16 protein-coding genes are annotated in these 14,048 nt (G+C 73.0%); 10 read left to right on the forward strand and 6 right to left on the reverse strand.

Annotation, left to right across the window (positions count from 1 at the left end):
- Positions 1 to 14 precede the first annotated feature (14 nt).
- The 9 genes from ABZS51_RS07660 (at position 15) to ABZS51_RS07700 (ending at position 7,983) form a co-directional block, all read left to right on the forward strand.
- Positions 15 to 620 (forward strand): GNAT family N-acetyltransferase, encoded by a 606-nt coding sequence (locus ABZS51_RS07660; RefSeq protein ID WP_355437490.1) that lies wholly within the window; start codon positions 15 to 17, stop codon positions 618 to 620.
- 115 nt (positions 621 to 735) lie between these two features.
- On the forward strand, positions 736 to 1,629 hold the full coding sequence (locus ABZS51_RS07665; protein ID WP_355437492.1) for an ACT domain-containing protein: 894 nt from the start codon (positions 736 to 738) through the stop codon (positions 1,627 to 1,629).
- Between the two features lie 135 nt (positions 1,630 to 1,764).
- Entirely contained in the window at positions 1,765 to 2,856 is a 1,092-nt protein-coding gene (locus tag ABZS51_RS07670) for a lytic polysaccharide monooxygenase (RefSeq protein ID WP_355437494.1), read from the forward strand.
- Positions 2,841 to 3,416 (forward strand): hypothetical protein, encoded by a 576-nt coding sequence (locus ABZS51_RS07675; RefSeq protein ID WP_355437496.1) that lies wholly within the window; start codon positions 2,841 to 2,843, stop codon positions 3,414 to 3,416. The genes ABZS51_RS07670 and ABZS51_RS07675 overlap by 16 nt, the downstream gene beginning before the upstream one ends.
- A 412-nt stretch (positions 3,417 to 3,828) precedes the next feature.
- Complete coding sequence (locus ABZS51_RS07680) at positions 3,829 to 4,404, forward strand: hemerythrin domain-containing protein (RefSeq protein WP_355437498.1); 576 nt, start codon at positions 3,829 to 3,831, stop codon at positions 4,402 to 4,404.
- Entirely contained in the window at positions 4,401 to 4,883 is a 483-nt protein-coding gene (locus ABZS51_RS07685; protein ID WP_355437500.1) for a hypothetical protein, read from the forward strand. The genes ABZS51_RS07680 and ABZS51_RS07685 overlap by 4 nt, the downstream gene beginning before the upstream one ends.
- 102 nt (positions 4,884 to 4,985) lie before the next feature.
- The gene (locus ABZS51_RS07690; RefSeq protein ID WP_355437502.1) at positions 4,986 to 5,669 is read left to right on the forward strand and encodes a sensor domain-containing protein; all 684 of its coding nucleotides are present in this window, start codon (positions 4,986 to 4,988) and stop codon (positions 5,667 to 5,669) included.
- Between the two features lie 198 nt (positions 5,670 to 5,867).
- Positions 5,868 to 6,758, forward strand: coding sequence for a helix-turn-helix transcriptional regulator (locus tag ABZS51_RS07695; protein WP_355437504.1), 891 nt, complete (start codon positions 5,868 to 5,870; stop codon positions 6,756 to 6,758).
- A gap of 115 nt (positions 6,759 to 6,873) precedes the next feature.
- Complete coding sequence (locus ABZS51_RS07700) at positions 6,874 to 7,983, forward strand: class I SAM-dependent methyltransferase (protein ID WP_355437506.1); 1,110 nt, start codon at positions 6,874 to 6,876, stop codon at positions 7,981 to 7,983.
- A gap of 75 nt (positions 7,984 to 8,058) precedes the next feature.
- On the opposite strand, the gene ABZS51_RS07705 is transcribed toward ABZS51_RS07700, so the two are convergent.
- The 4 genes from ABZS51_RS07705 to ABZS51_RS07720 all read right to left on the reverse strand — a co-directional run bounded on the left by ABZS51_RS07705 (position 8,059) and on the right by ABZS51_RS07720 (position 12,351).
- Positions 8,059 to 8,877 carry a DUF1206 domain-containing protein gene (locus tag ABZS51_RS07705; protein ID WP_355437508.1) on the reverse strand — a complete coding sequence of 273 codons (819 nt, stop codon included), beginning with the start codon at positions 8,875 to 8,877 and terminating at the stop codon, positions 8,059 to 8,061.
- An 84-nt stretch (positions 8,878 to 8,961) separates the two neighbouring features.
- Positions 8,962 to 10,191, reverse strand: coding sequence for a hypothetical protein (locus ABZS51_RS07710; protein WP_355437510.1), 1,230 nt, complete (start codon positions 10,189 to 10,191; stop codon positions 8,962 to 8,964).
- Positions 10,188 to 10,697 carry a SigE family RNA polymerase sigma factor gene (locus ABZS51_RS07715; RefSeq protein WP_310708116.1) on the reverse strand — a complete coding sequence of 170 codons (510 nt, stop codon included), beginning with the start codon at positions 10,695 to 10,697 and terminating at the stop codon, positions 10,188 to 10,190. Before ABZS51_RS07715 ends, ABZS51_RS07710 begins: the two co-directional genes overlap by 4 nt.
- A 136-nt stretch (positions 10,698 to 10,833) precedes the next feature.
- Complete coding sequence (locus ABZS51_RS07720; protein ID WP_355437512.1) at positions 10,834 to 12,351, reverse strand: M28 family metallopeptidase; 1,518 nt, start codon at positions 12,349 to 12,351, stop codon at positions 10,834 to 10,836.
- Between the two features lie 181 nt (positions 12,352 to 12,532).
- Here ABZS51_RS07720 and ABZS51_RS07725 point away from each other — a divergent pair, with 181 nt between their 5' ends.
- Positions 12,533 to 12,715: a hypothetical protein gene (locus ABZS51_RS07725; RefSeq protein ID WP_355437514.1), complete on the forward strand. Its 183-nt coding sequence runs from the start codon at positions 12,533 to 12,535 to the stop codon at positions 12,713 to 12,715.
- A gap of 243 nt (positions 12,716 to 12,958) precedes the next feature.
- On the opposite strand, the gene ABZS51_RS07730 is transcribed toward ABZS51_RS07725, so the two are convergent.
- On the reverse strand, positions 12,959 to 13,186 hold the full coding sequence (locus tag ABZS51_RS07730; RefSeq protein WP_310708113.1) for a hypothetical protein: 228 nt from the start codon (positions 13,184 to 13,186) through the stop codon (positions 12,959 to 12,961).
- A gap of 94 nt (positions 13,187 to 13,280) precedes the next feature.
- The gene (locus tag ABZS51_RS07735) at positions 13,281 to 14,030 is read right to left on the reverse strand and encodes a metallophosphoesterase (RefSeq protein WP_355437516.1); all 750 of its coding nucleotides are present in this window, start codon (positions 14,028 to 14,030) and stop codon (positions 13,281 to 13,283) included.
- Between the last annotated feature and the right edge of the window lie 18 nt (positions 14,031 to 14,048).

A 14,048-nucleotide genomic window follows, 5' to 3' on the forward strand; every position in this document is an offset into this window, starting at 1 on the left:
AGGAGACCCCTGCCATGCCCGCACGACCCTGGTCCCGCGTCATCCGCCGCGCCGGCGCCGCCGACGTGCCGCGCGTCGCCGAGCTGATCGCGACGGCGTTCGCCCCTCTCGACGCCGTGGCGTACCTCGTGCCCGAGTCCGCCGGCCGGCACGAGATCATGACCGCCGACTTCCTGATCCTCGTCGAGCACGCCGCCCGGCACGGCCGGATCGACGTGATCGACGACGCGCCGGCCGTCGCCGTCTGGTTCCCGCGCACGGGCCCGGTGCCCGAGCCGCCCGGGTACGAGCGCCGGCTGGCGGAGGCCACCGGGCCGTGGCTGCCCCGGTTCCGGCTGCTGGACTCGCTGTTCGACAAGCACCACCCGGACGAGCCGCACCACCACCTGGCGTTCCTGGCGGTCCATCCGTCGCGGCAGGGCCAGGGGCTCGGCACCGCCCTGCTGCGCCACCACCACGCCGAGCTCGGCGGGCTGCCCGCGTACCTGGAGGCGAGCAGCCCGCGCAGCCGCGCCCTGTACCTGCGGCACGGGTACCGGCCACGCGATCCGTTCGCGCTGCCGGACGGCTCGACGTTCTGGCCGATGTGGCGCCCCGGCGACCCGCCGGCGGCGGCCTGACGGACGCGCGGGGAACGCGAGCCGTCACACGGGGGACACCTCGTGCGCCCGGTTTAATGCCGCCGCAATGCCACGGATCGTGGCCGCGTAACAGCCGGTGGTGAGACTGGCGGCCATGAGCGATGCACCGAAGGCGATCCACCCGCGTCCCGAACCCGGCCGCCGGCACCACGCGCGCTCCTGGCGGCGGGAGGCCGTCGAGGTCGCCGTGCTGTTCCTGGCGGTCGGCCTGGCCCACCTGCTCGCCACGCTCCTGGGACACACCGACCCCGGGCCGGTCGTGCTGGTCGGGCTCGGCGCCGCGCTGGTCCTCGGCTCGGCCATCCACAGGAGACTCCACGGCGGCCCGCCCTCCGGAGGCGGGCGCCCGGGGACCGGCGGAAGGGGCGGAGGCCGGCCCGGCGGCGGAGGGCGGCCTGTCACACCGCCTCCGGGCGGCGCCGGGACGACCATGACGCTGTGGCGGGTCCGGATGCGCGTGGTCGAGCGGCCCGGCCGCCTCGCGGAGGTCGCGGGCGCGTTCGGCCGCCTGGGCTGCAACATCCTTTCCCTGCACATCGCCCCCACGGGCAGCAGCGCCATCACGCCGGCGGGCTGCGACGCCCTGGACGAGTTCGTCGTCGAGGCGCCCACGGGCCTGGAGCCGGACGCCGTGCGCGCCGCGCTGTCGGAGGCCGGCGGCCTGGACGTGCTGGTCGTGCCCGCCCAGGTCAAGGACCTGACCGACCCGGGCATCCAGGGCCTGCTGCTGGCCCGCCGCGTCCACGACGACCCCGAGCAGCTCCCCCAGGCGATGGGCGAGCTGCTGCGCGCGCCCGACGTCGAGTGGCGCCGTCCGGGCGAGACCGTGGACGAGGACGGCGAGCTGAACAGCACGATGGTGGTCTCCGTCCACCCGGAGCGCGCCCTGCTGCTGCGGCGTCCCGGCCTGCCGTTCACGCCGACGGAGGCGGCCCGCGCCGCCGCGCTGGCCGCCGCCGCCCGCGACGCCCGTTACAGCCGCGCATGAGGCGCCGAGCCGGCTGAAAGTTTCATCGCGCGTTGCCGGGCTCCGGGCGCCGTGTTTCAATGCCTGCACACGGGTGCTGCCGGGCGGGGCGGGTCGTGGACGGATTCCCCTTTCGCTCGAACAAGGGACTCCTCCATGAGACCGATCCGGTCGGCGGCCCTGGTGGCCGCGATGGCCGTGGCCCTGGTGACGAGCCTGCTGGTGGCGTTGTCGCCGCAGCAGGCACAGGCCCACGGCGTCACGATGTTCCCCGGCGCGCGCACGTTCCTGTGCTGGCAGGACGGCCTGCGCGACAACGGGCAGATCATCCCCTACAACCCGGCCTGCGCGGCGGCGGTCGCGCAGAGCGGCTCGACCCCGCTCTACAACTGGTTCGCGGTGCTGCGCTCCGACGGCGCCGGCCGCACGACGGGGTTCATCCCCGACGGCCAGCTCTGCAGCGGCGGCACGGGCGGCCCGTACGACTTCACCGCCTACAACGCGGTCCGCTCCGACTGGCCCGTCACCCACCTGACCTCGGGCGCGACCATCCAGATCCGGCACAGCAACTGGGCGGCGCACCCCGGCTCGTTCGTCTACTACATCACCAAGAACGGCTGGAACCCCGACGGGCCGCTCAAGTGGTCCGATCTGGAGTCGTTCGGCAGCGCCGCCAACCCGCCGCAGTCCGGCGGGACGGGCGCGCTCAACTACTACTACTGGAACGTCCAGCTCCCGTCGGGCAAGAGCGGCCGGCACATCCTGTACATCCACTGGATCCGCTCCGACAGCCAGGAGAACTTCTACAGCTGCTCCGACGTGGTCTTCGACGGCGGCAAGGGCGAGGTCACCGGCGTCGGCCCGAACGGCCAGTCGCCCGGCACGACCCCGACCGTCACCTCCACGGCCACCCCGACCGTGACCCCGACCTCCTCCGGAAGCTGCTCCGCCACCTGGCGCACCATCGCCACGCCCGGCTGGGCGGGCCACTTCCAGGGCGAGGTGACCGTGCGCAACCCGGGCTCCACGCCGCTGAACGGCTGGACGGTCCGGTGGGCGTACAGCGGAGGCCAGGGCTTCGACGGATCACCGTGGAACGGCGTGCTCTCCTCGCAGCCGCCCAACGTGGCGGTCAAGAACGCGCCCCACAACGCGCAGCTCGCGGCGAACGCCAGCACCACGTTCGGGTTCAACGCGACCGGCACCGCCCCCGACCCGGCTCCCGCGCTGACGTGCACGAGCCCCTAGGCGACGGCCGGACCGGGGCGGGGACCATGACCCTGTCCCGGCGGAAGGGGGTCGTGGCGGCGATCGCCGCGGCCCTCCTCCTGCTGGCCGGGGTGGCCGTGGTCCTGGGCGTGCAGCAGGCTGACCGGCACGACCTGGAGCGGCGGCTCGCGGCCCGGGTCACGGCCCTGCTCGAACAGGCGACACCCGCCGAGCACCACGAGCACGGCCACGACTTCGGTGAGAACGCCGGTCGGGTGGTGTGCGCGGTGGAGCCGTTCGGCTTCGACCCGCCGGCCGCCCGGACGGTGACCGAGGTGCGGTGGGTCTACGCCCGGCACATGTGCGCGATCACCGGTGCGGGCACGAACTGGGCCATGTCGGTCCGCGCCTCGGGCCCGATCGCGGTACGGCTGGGTGACGCGCCATGGGTCAGGGTCCCCGAGCCGGGCCCGGGCTATCCGGACCGGGTCAGGGAGATCGTCCCGGAGCGCTGGCACGAGGAGGCGTTCGAGGCGTTCGCGGACGAGGGGGTGATCGACGCGGCGCGCGATCGGTTCGAGCGGGAGACCGCTCGCTGACCACGGGCCGGCTGACCACGGGCTCGCTGACCACGGGGCGGGTCATGACGGGGAGAACGCGGCCGGCGGAGAGGGGGGAGGTCTCAAGGCCGGCCGCGTCCCTGCCATCCGGGCGGGATGGTGTCATGGAACGGTCACACGGTTCAGCGGGACGGCCTCACCTCCTGGCCTCGACGGGAGCGCGGTAGGGGAGCCGGATATGGAGCCCGATGTGGGAGCGCTCCCAAGCAGGATTGTGGGAGCCGGCGGCCAGATGTCAACGAAAAGCGGTCACGAACGGCGAGACTTCCCGCCCCACCTGGATCTGTCCGTGAAACTTTCACGGAGGTCGGCGAAGCTCCCGGAATGGGTCATGACGCGCGTGACGCACGCCGCCCGGGGTAGGCGGCGGCGTAGTCGAGAGGAGACCGTCATGACCGACAGCTCGCACCGGCCGGAGACGATGGAGGAGACGGACGTCATCGATCTGCTGCAGGCCCAGCACGCCATGATCAGGGACATGTTCGACGAGGTCGAGACGGCGGGCCCGCAGGAGCGGGGCGAGGCCTTCACCCGCCTGGTGCGCCTCCTCGCCGTGCACGAGACGGCCGAGGAGGAGATCGTCCACCCGTACGCCCGCAAGGTCATCGACGGGGGCGAGGGCGTCGTCGACGAGCGGCTGGCCGAGGAGCGCGAGGCCAAGGAGCTGCTCCAGCAGATGGACAAGGACGGGCCCGACGCCCCCGACTTCCTGGAGAGGCTCGCGGTGCTGCGCGCCGCCGTCACCGCGCACGCCCGCAGCGAGGAGCGCTACGAGTTCGCCAAGCTGCGGGCCGAGACCAGCCCCGCCGAGCGCCGCGCGATGTCCGCCGGGGTCAAGGCCGCCGAGGCGATGGCGCCCACCCATCCGCATCCGGGCGTCGAGTCGGCCACCAAGAACATCCTGGTCGGGACGCCCACCGCGATGATGGACCGCATCCGCGACGTCATCCGGCAGGCGAAGAAATGACCTTCCCGCCCGGTACGCGTGCCCCGGCCCGCGGTGAGGCGCCCGGGGCGAGCGGGCCCGCCCTCGGGGCCGAGACCGGGCCCGTGGTACTCGGGGCCGCCGCCGTCCCCGACCGGGGCACGGCGGCGCTGGCCCGGGCGCACGGGCTGTTCAACGTGGTGGGCGGGCTCTGGCCGCTGCTGCACATGCCGAGCTTCGAGCGGGTCTTCGGCCCGAAGACCGACCGCTGGCTGGTCCGTACGGTGGCCGGGCTGCTGGTCGGCGTCGGCTGGACCCAGCTCCGAGGCGCCTCGACCGTGGCGGGGGCCGAGCAGGCGCGCCGCGTCGGCCGGGCCACGGCTGCCACGCTGCTGGCCGTCGACCTGGTGTACGTGCCGAAGGGCCGCATTTCGCCCATGTACCTGCTGGACGCGGCCGCGGAGGGCTTCTGGCTCCTCGCCTGGCTGCGCCGCCCGCGGGCACGCGCCGAACGGAGGTGAGGCGGGCGCGCCGTCCGAGCGGCGACGGTAGGGCTGTCCCTACCCCGGACCGGCCTGCGGGCGGCATCGTCCCGGGCCGTCCGCGTCCGTAGCGTTCTCCTCATGACGACCCTCCGGCATCGCATCGCCTCCGACACCCGCTACACGCTCCTGGGACTGCCGACCGCTCTCGCCTCGTTCGCCCTGGTCGTGACCGGTGTCGCTGCCGGGCTGGGCAGCGCGGTCGCCGTCGTCGGCCTGCTGGTGCTCGCCGCCACCGCCCTCCTGGCGCGCAACGTCGCCGACAGCGAGCGCGCGGCCCTCGCCGACGTCCTGCGCCGGCCCGTCACCCGTCCCGTGTACGCCCGGCCGCCGGTGGGGGCCGGCTGGTGGCGGCGGACGCTGAACCCGTTGACGAGCGCCCAGACCTGGATGGACCTGCTGTACGGCATCCTGGCGCTGCCGTTCGCCATCGTCTCGTTCGTCGTCACCACCGTCTGGTGGGCGGTGGCGATCGCCGGTCTGACGTTCCCGCTCTACGGGTGGATCATCGCGGGAATCCCCGGCGTCGACGGCGGGCTGCCGCAGTTCCTCGGCCTGGGCAGCGGCACGACGACGTTCGTGCTGTTCAACACCGCGGTGGGCGCGCTGTTCGCGCTGACGCTCGCGCCCGCGCTGCGGGGGGCCGCGCTGTTCAGGGCGGTGCCCGCGCAGATCCTGCTGGGCCGCCCCGTCGCGGACGGCCCGTACGAGGCGGCCGCGTACGGGCCCTCGCACCCGGCCTTCCGCGCCACCGCCCACCTGTGAGACCGAGCGGCCGCGAACCGGGGCAAGGCAGAACGAAAGGGGCCGGCCGCCACAGAATCCCTCCCGGTCAGCGGCGGCCGGCCCCCTCCCCCCTCCATGTCAAAGCTTGACGGTTACCGCGCTGACCAGGAAGGATGCGGCGTTCCGAGGAACGGTTTTCCCCGGTGAAAGCTCCGTATAGATGCCATAATCCCGGTGATGCAAGCACCGGACGCGAGCCCGAGAGGGCAGCTGGGCGACTTCCTGAGCACGCGGCGATCCCTGATCACCGCGGCGGACGTGGGCCTGCCGGCGACCGGCCACCCGCGACGCGTGCCGGGTCTGCGCCGGGAAGAGGTGGCCCAGCTCGCCGGCATCAGCATCGACTACTACACGCGCCTGGAGCAGGGCCGCGTGCGCACCGCCTCCCGCCCGGTGCTGCACGCCATCGGCCGCGCCCTGCTGCTCAACGACGACCAGCAGCGCCACCTCATCCAGCTCGCGCACCCCGACGACGCCGTCGAGCGGCGCGGCGGCCCGACGGCCCGGGTGAGCCCCCAGGTGGAGCGCCTGCTCGCCAACCTCGCCGACACCCCGGCCCTGGTCATGGGCCGCTACTTCGACATCCTCGCCTGGAACCGGCTGGCCGCCGCGCTGCTCGGCGACCTGGCCGCCATGGAGCCCCGGCACCGCAACTACGTGCGGATGACGTTCCTCGACCCCCACGTCCGGGCGATGCTCGTCGACTGGCGCGAACGCGCCCAGGAGGCCGTGTCCGCGCTGCGGCTGGCGGCGGGGGTGGCCTGCGACGCGCCCCGGCTGCGGGAGCTGGTGGGCGAGCTGTCCCTGCGCGACCAGGACTTCCGCACCTGGTGGACCCAGCACCTGGTGACCACGCGCACCTCGGGGAGCAGCCGGCTGGACCACCCGGTGGCCGGCCGGTTCAGCGTGGACTGGCAGGTCCTCACCTGCGTGGACGACGGCGCCCAGGCGATCGTGCTCATGAGCGCCCCCGCCGGCGGCCCCGACCACGCCGCCATCAGGACGCTCGACGCCTGGGCCGAGCGACAGGGCCTCGCCCACGGCGCCACCTCCCTTCCATCGGCCTGAGAGCCCCGCGCAGCGCCCGCGGCCGTCGGGGCGCCCTCTTGACCAGCGCGAGGGAATAGCCGCTCACAGACAGGGGCAAATCCCCGGCATTCCGCTCTTTATCAGAGGTGTTGCCATGGTTTCCGCGCGTCGGCTGATCAGCCGGATGGTCTACGGTTCCCGCTACGATCGCGTGCCCTTGCCCCAGCGTGCCTACGTCCGTCCCGGCGAACGCCTGGTGCGCGAGGCCCGATGGCAGTGGCGGCTGCGACGCGCCCCGGTGGTGCCGCTCGCGGACTACGCGGCGGGCATGCCGCTCGGCGACATCGAGGAGTTCGTCACCTGCACGATGTGCGGAGAATCGCGCCAGCAGCCGCTGTTCGAGCCGGCCAACGGCGACGGGTGGAGCTACCACGTGGTCCGCTGCCCCTCGTGCGGCTTCCTCTACCGCAACCCGAACATCCGCCCCGAGCACCTGGGCGACCTGTACGCCACCGGCTACAGCGGCTTCCTGAGCGGCGCGTACGCGGCCAACCGGCAGCGCCGCTACCGGCTGACCATGGACGCGTTCGCCCCGGTGTTCAGCGACGGGCGCGGCCGGCGGCTGCTCGACTTCGGCTGCGGCGCCGGGCTGTTCCTCGAACTGGCCGAGCAGCGCGGCTTCGAGGCGTACGGCGTGGACCTGTCGCCCGACTCGGTGGAGCAGGCGAACGCGCGGCTGACCCGGGCGCGGGCGTACTTCGGTGCGCCGCGGGACGTGCCGGAGGTCGCGGAGGGCGGCTTCGACGTGATCACACTCTGGTCGGTGCTCGCGCACCTGCCGAGGCCGTTGTCGGACTTCACGGAGTTCAGGCGGCTGCTGGCGCCGGGGGGCGTGCTGCTCGTGCTGACGGTCAACGCCCGGTCGCTGCTGCTGAAGACGCACGGCCCGGCGTGGAGCGGCTTCACCAAGAACCACCTGATGTTCTACGCGCCCGAGACGCTGCGGACGCTGCTCAGCCGTACCGGCTTCGGGGGCGTGTCCTACGCGCCGCACTACGGCGACCCGGTCGAGGCGGGCACCGACCGGCTGACGGCGCCGCAGCGGCGGCGGTTGCGGCGCACGATACTGACCTCCTACGCCGGCAACATGATGCGCGCGCTGGCCTTCGCCGACGAGGAGGCGATCAACCGCTGGGGCGGCGACCGGCGGATCCACCGGCTGACAGGGAGCGCGGCGACGCGGCCCGTCCCGGCCGTCGATTGACCGTTTCACCCGGAGAGATCCGTGTACGGCCGGGACCCCCGGCCCGGCCGGGGGTCCCGAACGGCGGACGGCGCCTCAGGTGCGGCGCCAGCGCGACTCGCCGAAGCAGTAGCCCGCGAACAGCAGCAGCCCGACGGCCACCACCATCAGCAGCCACGGCCCCACCGGCGTGTCGGCGAAGGCCCGCAGGGTGGCGTCGATGCCGCCGGCCTTGTCGGGGTCGTAGGTGATGGCCGCCTGCACCACGAAGACGCCCGCGAGGGCGGCGATGGCGCCGCGCGCCAGGTAGCCGGCGGTGCCGAGCCGGTCCATCGCCTTGCGAGCCGTGGGTGACATGCGGCTCTGGTCCAGCTCCTTGCGGAACTTCTTCTTCCATCCCTGGTACATCCAGTAGACGCCGAGCCCGATGATGCCGAGCCCGATCAGCCCCACGATGAACTGCCCGCCCGGCAGGTCGAGCAGCTTGCCGGTCACGTCCTGCGACTTCTTGTCGTCCGACGAGGCCCGCCCGGCCAGCAGCAGGGTCAGCAGGGAGCCGACGATCAGCACGTACACGCCGGTGCGGAACGCCGCCTCGACGCGGTCCTTCGCCTTGAGCCCGCCGAACAGCGCCTCCGACGCCTGCCACAGGGCCAGTCCGGCGAAGCCGACGACCATCACCCACAGCAGCACCGCGCCGAACGGCAGGCTCGCGATCGTGGTCATCGCGCCGCCCTTGTCGGCCTGCTTGCCTCCATGGCCGAGGGCGATCTGCACCGCCAGCACTCCGATCAGGGCGTACAGGATGCCGCGGCAGGCCAGGCCGATCCTGGCGAGCCGGTCGAGCATCGGATGGTCGGCCGCCCGCCGCGCCATCGCCTGGGCCTGACGCCCGGCGTTCTCCACAGTGGTCACCGGATCCTCCTCACATCGCCCGAAGACGACCTTCCGAGTGCCCTGGAACGCGGCGTCCAAGCCTGTGGAGAACGTGTGGCCAGGTCAGCGGGGTGTGAGAACCCAGCGCCAGGAGCCCGCGCCCTCGCTCTTGCCGGTGGCGGCGAGCTGCGTGGTCCTGTCGCCGTCCACGCTGACGAGCACGAGCCCGTTGTCGAACTCGTCGTCGCACTTCCCGGCGCAGCCCAGCGCGATCACGTTGTCGTCATCGGCCCAGGCGAGAAGCTGGAGCACCTTCTGCCGGCCGGCGACCTGTCCCGACCGCGCGTCCGTGATCTCCGTGGGCAGCCCGGACTGCCGGGGACCGATGACCAGCTTGCCGTTGGGGGACAGGGCGGTGCGGCCGGTGTAGGGGATGTACCGGTCGGCGGGCGGGTCGTGGCGCTCGCCGTCCGGGGTGTAGAACAGGCGGTCCGGCCTGGTATTGGTGGGCCCCCAGATCAGCGAGCCGTCCAGGCTCCAGCCGAGGTCCTGGCGGGAATTGCTGTTGCCGGGGTCGCCGCCCTGGGAAGTCTGGTCGTTCAGGGACGGCAGCTCGTGGTACTCCTTCTCGCCCGTGGTCACGTCGATGACGTAGTAGCCCGTACGGGTGCCGATCTTCGTGTTCGCGTCGTACGTGATCATGTTGTTCTTCATGGGTGGCTGCTCGTCGGGATAGCCGGAGTACGTCGTGACGAGCAGCCTGGTGCCGTCCGGGGACCAGACGACCGAGCCGGCGTCGTGGTCCAGGGCGATGACCGACCGGACCTCGCGCGTCGCCATGTCCACGATCGCGATCCGCCTGCCCAGCAGGTCGCCCTGGATCGCGGCGGCGGTCTGGAGCCCCGGGGCGACGTCCACCCAGGCCCAGTCGGTCTTCTCGTAGCCGTCGTTCCTCGGGTCGTACAGCCACCACGTCCGCCTGAATCGCTCCAGCTTCTCGGACACCTTCTCCGTGGCGGTGGTCCAGTAGGCGGAGACCGCGACGTTACCGGCCGCGATGAGCGTGCGCGGCGGCCGGCCCTCGGTGTACGTCCGCACGTCCGTGGGCGCGGGCGACGGCCGGGCGGGGAGCGTGACGCCCGTCGCCGGCCGTACCGTGGCCTGCCGGTGGTCCACGCCCGGCCCGGACACGGTGACGGCGACGGCGACCGCCACCCCCGCGGCCAGGACGCCCACGCCGGCCGGGAGCGCCCACCGCCTGCGCCGGCCTCCGAGCGCCCGGTCGGCCAGGTCGTGCGGCACCCGGGCCTCGCCGGCCCAGTCCTCCAGGGTGTCGCGCAGCAGTCGGGTCATCGGACGGCCTCCAGTTCCTCGGCGAGCTCGGGGGCGATCTCGCGCAGCCGGGCGAGGGATCGGTGGGCGGTGCTGCGGACCGTGCCGACGGAGCAGCCGAGCTCCCGGGCGACCTGGTGGTCGGGCAGGTCCTCGAAGTAGCGGAGCACGAGCACGGTGCGTTGCCGCGCGGTCAGCCGGGCCAGCGCGCCGCGCAGCACCATGCGCAGCTCGCTCTGGTGGGTGCGGTCCTCGCCGGGCAGCTCGGGCGGCACGGCCTGGACGACTTCGCCGCGGCGGGCCGTCGTGCGCCACCAGCTGATGTGCTGGCGATACATGATCTGCCTGACGTACGCCTCGGGCGCCTCGACCCGCCGCCACCGGGACGCCAGCTTCGCCAGCGCGCTCTGCACCAGGTCCTCGGCCGCGTACTGGTCACCGCCGGTGATCAGGTAGCCGAGGCGCATGAGCGCGGGCGAGCGGGCGGAAACGAACTCGCGGAAACCTCGCTCGTCTGCGGGGTCCACGGTCACCTCCAAGAGATGTGGATGTCACCCTCTCAGACGCCACGTCCCCCGCCCCGCTATGCGTGGCATCCCCGCTTGCACGCGAAGGGCGGCCGCCCTCCCGGCGACCGCCCTCCGCCCATCGTGGGGAGGCCCGCTATCGGTTCGTTGTGCGCGCGGCGAGGCGGGACGCCCCCGCGGTGTCGCCGCGCTCCGGGATCGAGCTCAGGTTGAAGGCGTACCTGATGGTCGAGTCGGCGATCGCGTCGGCGTTGACGTCGAGCGCGGTCGCGTCGATGTTGGCCGTGCTGTCGCACGCCTGGTGGTAGCAGGCGTCGTAGGCGACCCCGGCCGTGCCGCCGAACACGGCGGCCTCCTCGGCCGTCTTGATGTCCTCGGCCCCCGTGAAGATCCCGCCGGACGGGATACCCGCCGCGATGAACGGCCCGTAGTCGGAGCGGCCGTCGAAGTCGGTGCCCACGTGACCGAGGTCCCGGGCGTCGTAGAAGGCTTCGAGCTGCCGCTCGATCTGCGCCGAGCCGGGCGGGCCCGCCGGCGAGCCCTCGGCGTCGGAGTCGTCGCCGTCGTACAGCTTGTAGGCGTAGTTGGGCGAGGCGACCATGTCGAAGTTCAGGTACAGCCGGATCCGGTCGCGCTGCTCGTCCGTCAGTCCCTCCACGTACTGCTCGGAGCCGAGCAGGCCGATCTCCTCGGCCGCCCAGAACCCGAAGCGCACCCTGTTGCGGACCGGGTAGTGGGCCATCCGCAGGGCGGTCTCCAGGATGGCCGCGCTGCCGGAGCCGTTGTCGTTGATGCCCGGCCCGGCCGTCACGCTGTCGAGGTGGGCGCCGGCCATGACGACGTTCCGCGGGTCGCCGAGGCGCGTCTCCGCGATCACGTTGTGGTCGGTGCCGAGCTTGAGCGTGGCGTCCACCTTGAGGTGGACGGTCGCGCCGGGAGCGGCGGCCAGCGCCTGGCCGACCGCGAAGTCGGCGAAGACCATGGGCACGCCGGCCCGCCACTCGCCGATGTCCAGCGGGAACGCGTCGGTGCGGCCCGGCTGGCCCTCGTTGAAGACGATGACGCCGGACGCCCCGGCGGACCCGGCGTTGCGGATCTTGGTGGCGAACGCGCACGTGCCGCGCTGGATGAGCGCGATCCGGCCGGCCACGAACCCGTCGAAGTCGGAGGTCTCGCAGCCGCTCGTGGAGGTGGGCGCGGGCGTCGGCGGCAGCGTCAGGTCCACCCCCTGGACCTGCGCGGTGACCTCGCCGGCGGGTGACGGCTGGAAGGTGAAGAAGTCCTCGTCCGGGGTGTACGTCTGCGGGTCGGGAGCGGTCAGCTCCAGGGTCGGCGGGCCGTTCTGGGTCCAGCTCTCGACGAAGTGGACGGGGTCGAGCGTGACCCGGTAGCCGGCCTTGCGCAGCTTGCCCGCCACGTAGTCGCGGGAGGCGGCGTAGCCGGGCGTGCCCGCGGCCCGGGTCCCGCCGTTGGCGTCGGCGATGGCCTGGAGCGCGTCCAGGTGCTTGCGCACGTTCGCCCCCGTGACCTGCCTGGTCAGCAGTCCGGCGAAGGAGTCGTCCAGCCCCTTGGCCTGCGCCGGGCCGGTCGCGGCCACGGGCAGGGCGAGGGCCGCGACGACGGCGGTGACTCTGGTGATGATGGATACGCGCATATGGCTCCCCCACAGCGAGATGAATGACCGGATTCACGAACGAGGAAGGGCCGTAACCGGCCGTCCCGTGTGGCTTCCGGCTCGTTCGCCGACATGAGCGCGCCCATCGCGGGCAGGGGCCCGATGTCCGCCGCCCGCCGGCACCCGGCCACGGGTGGTCCATCCGATAGCAGGAGGAGCCATGTCGCAGCCCGACGAGCGGCCGCTCGCCGACCGGCGGGAGAATCCCGAGGTGTACGACGACGCGGACTTCGCCGAGGAGTTCGACCCGTCCCCCACCGACCCGGCCAACCAGCCGGAGCAGGACCCGCACCGCAAGGTCCACGGCGGGTCCGAAGGCTACGAACGGCCCACCGAGGCCTGAGCCTCGCCGGACGCCGAGGTCCCATGGGCTTTCCCCTCGCTCCCGCGAACACGCACCGAATCGACCGGTGAGATCATGAGAACGGGAAAGGCGAGGAAAGTCCACTCGCACACGCGCGCCATGATGAGCTGCTGAACCACGGCTGGACCAGGGGTTGGATCACGGGCCTCGGGAGAAGGGCCGGTCCCGGCCGGGCCCCGCCGCCCAGCCGGAACCGGCACGCCTGGTGACTCCGGTCGTGACTCAGTGGCCCTGGTGCCCGGCGTGCTGACGGGGCTTGGCCTCCACCCACTCCCTGGCCGTGTCGGCGCGGTCGCGCAGCGCCGTCAGCAGCGTGGCGAGGTTGGCGTGGTCCATGTAGGCGGTCTCCTGGATGGCCGTGGAGTGCGCGGCCAGCTGGTCGGCCAGTGCGCGGATCTCGCTCAGGGACTCCAGGACGTCACGGCTTTCCCGTGGGTTTAGATCGCACATGACTCGAACGTAGGGGCGCCGTCGCGCACCGTACATACACGTGATCGCGCCAAAGACCTACCTGTAAGGACAGGGCCCGTCAGGACCGGACGAGTCAGGCGAGGGCGCGGTAGTGGGTGGTGAGCACCCCGTCGTCGTCGAGCACGTGGAAGGCCAGCGACACGGGGGCCTCGTAGTCGACGCAGGTCGCCATGGCGTCCGCGCCCTCCTCCCACGGCAGCACGAGGGCGGAGACGACGCCCGGCGCGGCCCGCAGGGGGCGACCCGCGAAGGTGGAGGCGACCGCCATGTGGCAGTGCCCGCACAGCACGGCCGCGACCCTGGGATGCCGGGACACCAGGGCGGCCAGCCGGTCCGGCTCGGCCAGACCCATGGTGTCGGCCACGGCGTGGCGCAGCGGGATCGGCTGGTGGTGGAAGGCGACGAACACCGGCGCGTCCGCCTCGTCGAGCACGCCTTCGAGCCAGTCGAGCGTCTCTCCGGCCAGCAGGCCGCCGTCCTCGCCGGGGACGGTCGAGTCGCACAGCGCGTAGACGGCCCCCGCGGTCCGGTGCACCTGGTTCACGGGGCCGGCCGTGGGCGGCTCGCCGAGCAGCACCCGGCGGAACTCGGCCCGGTCGTCGTGGTTGCCCGGGCAGAGGAACGTGGGGTGACGCAGGTCCAGCAGCTTGCGCGCCTCCTCGTACTCCTCCGCCCGCCCGTGGTCGGCGATGTCGCCGGTGACCAGCACCGCGTCCAGCTCGTACGGCAGGCGGTCCACGAACTCGGCGACCTTGCGGGTGCGCTCGGCGGCACGCGGCGTCCCGTCGAGATGGGTGTCACTGAGATGGGCGATCACGATCACGACCGGTTTCCTTTCACA

The sequence above is a fragment of the Nonomuraea sp. NPDC005501 genome (assembly GCF_040605905.1).
In the GTDB taxonomy this organism is placed as follows: Bacteria; Actinomycetota; Actinomycetes; order Streptosporangiales; family Streptosporangiaceae; genus Nonomuraea.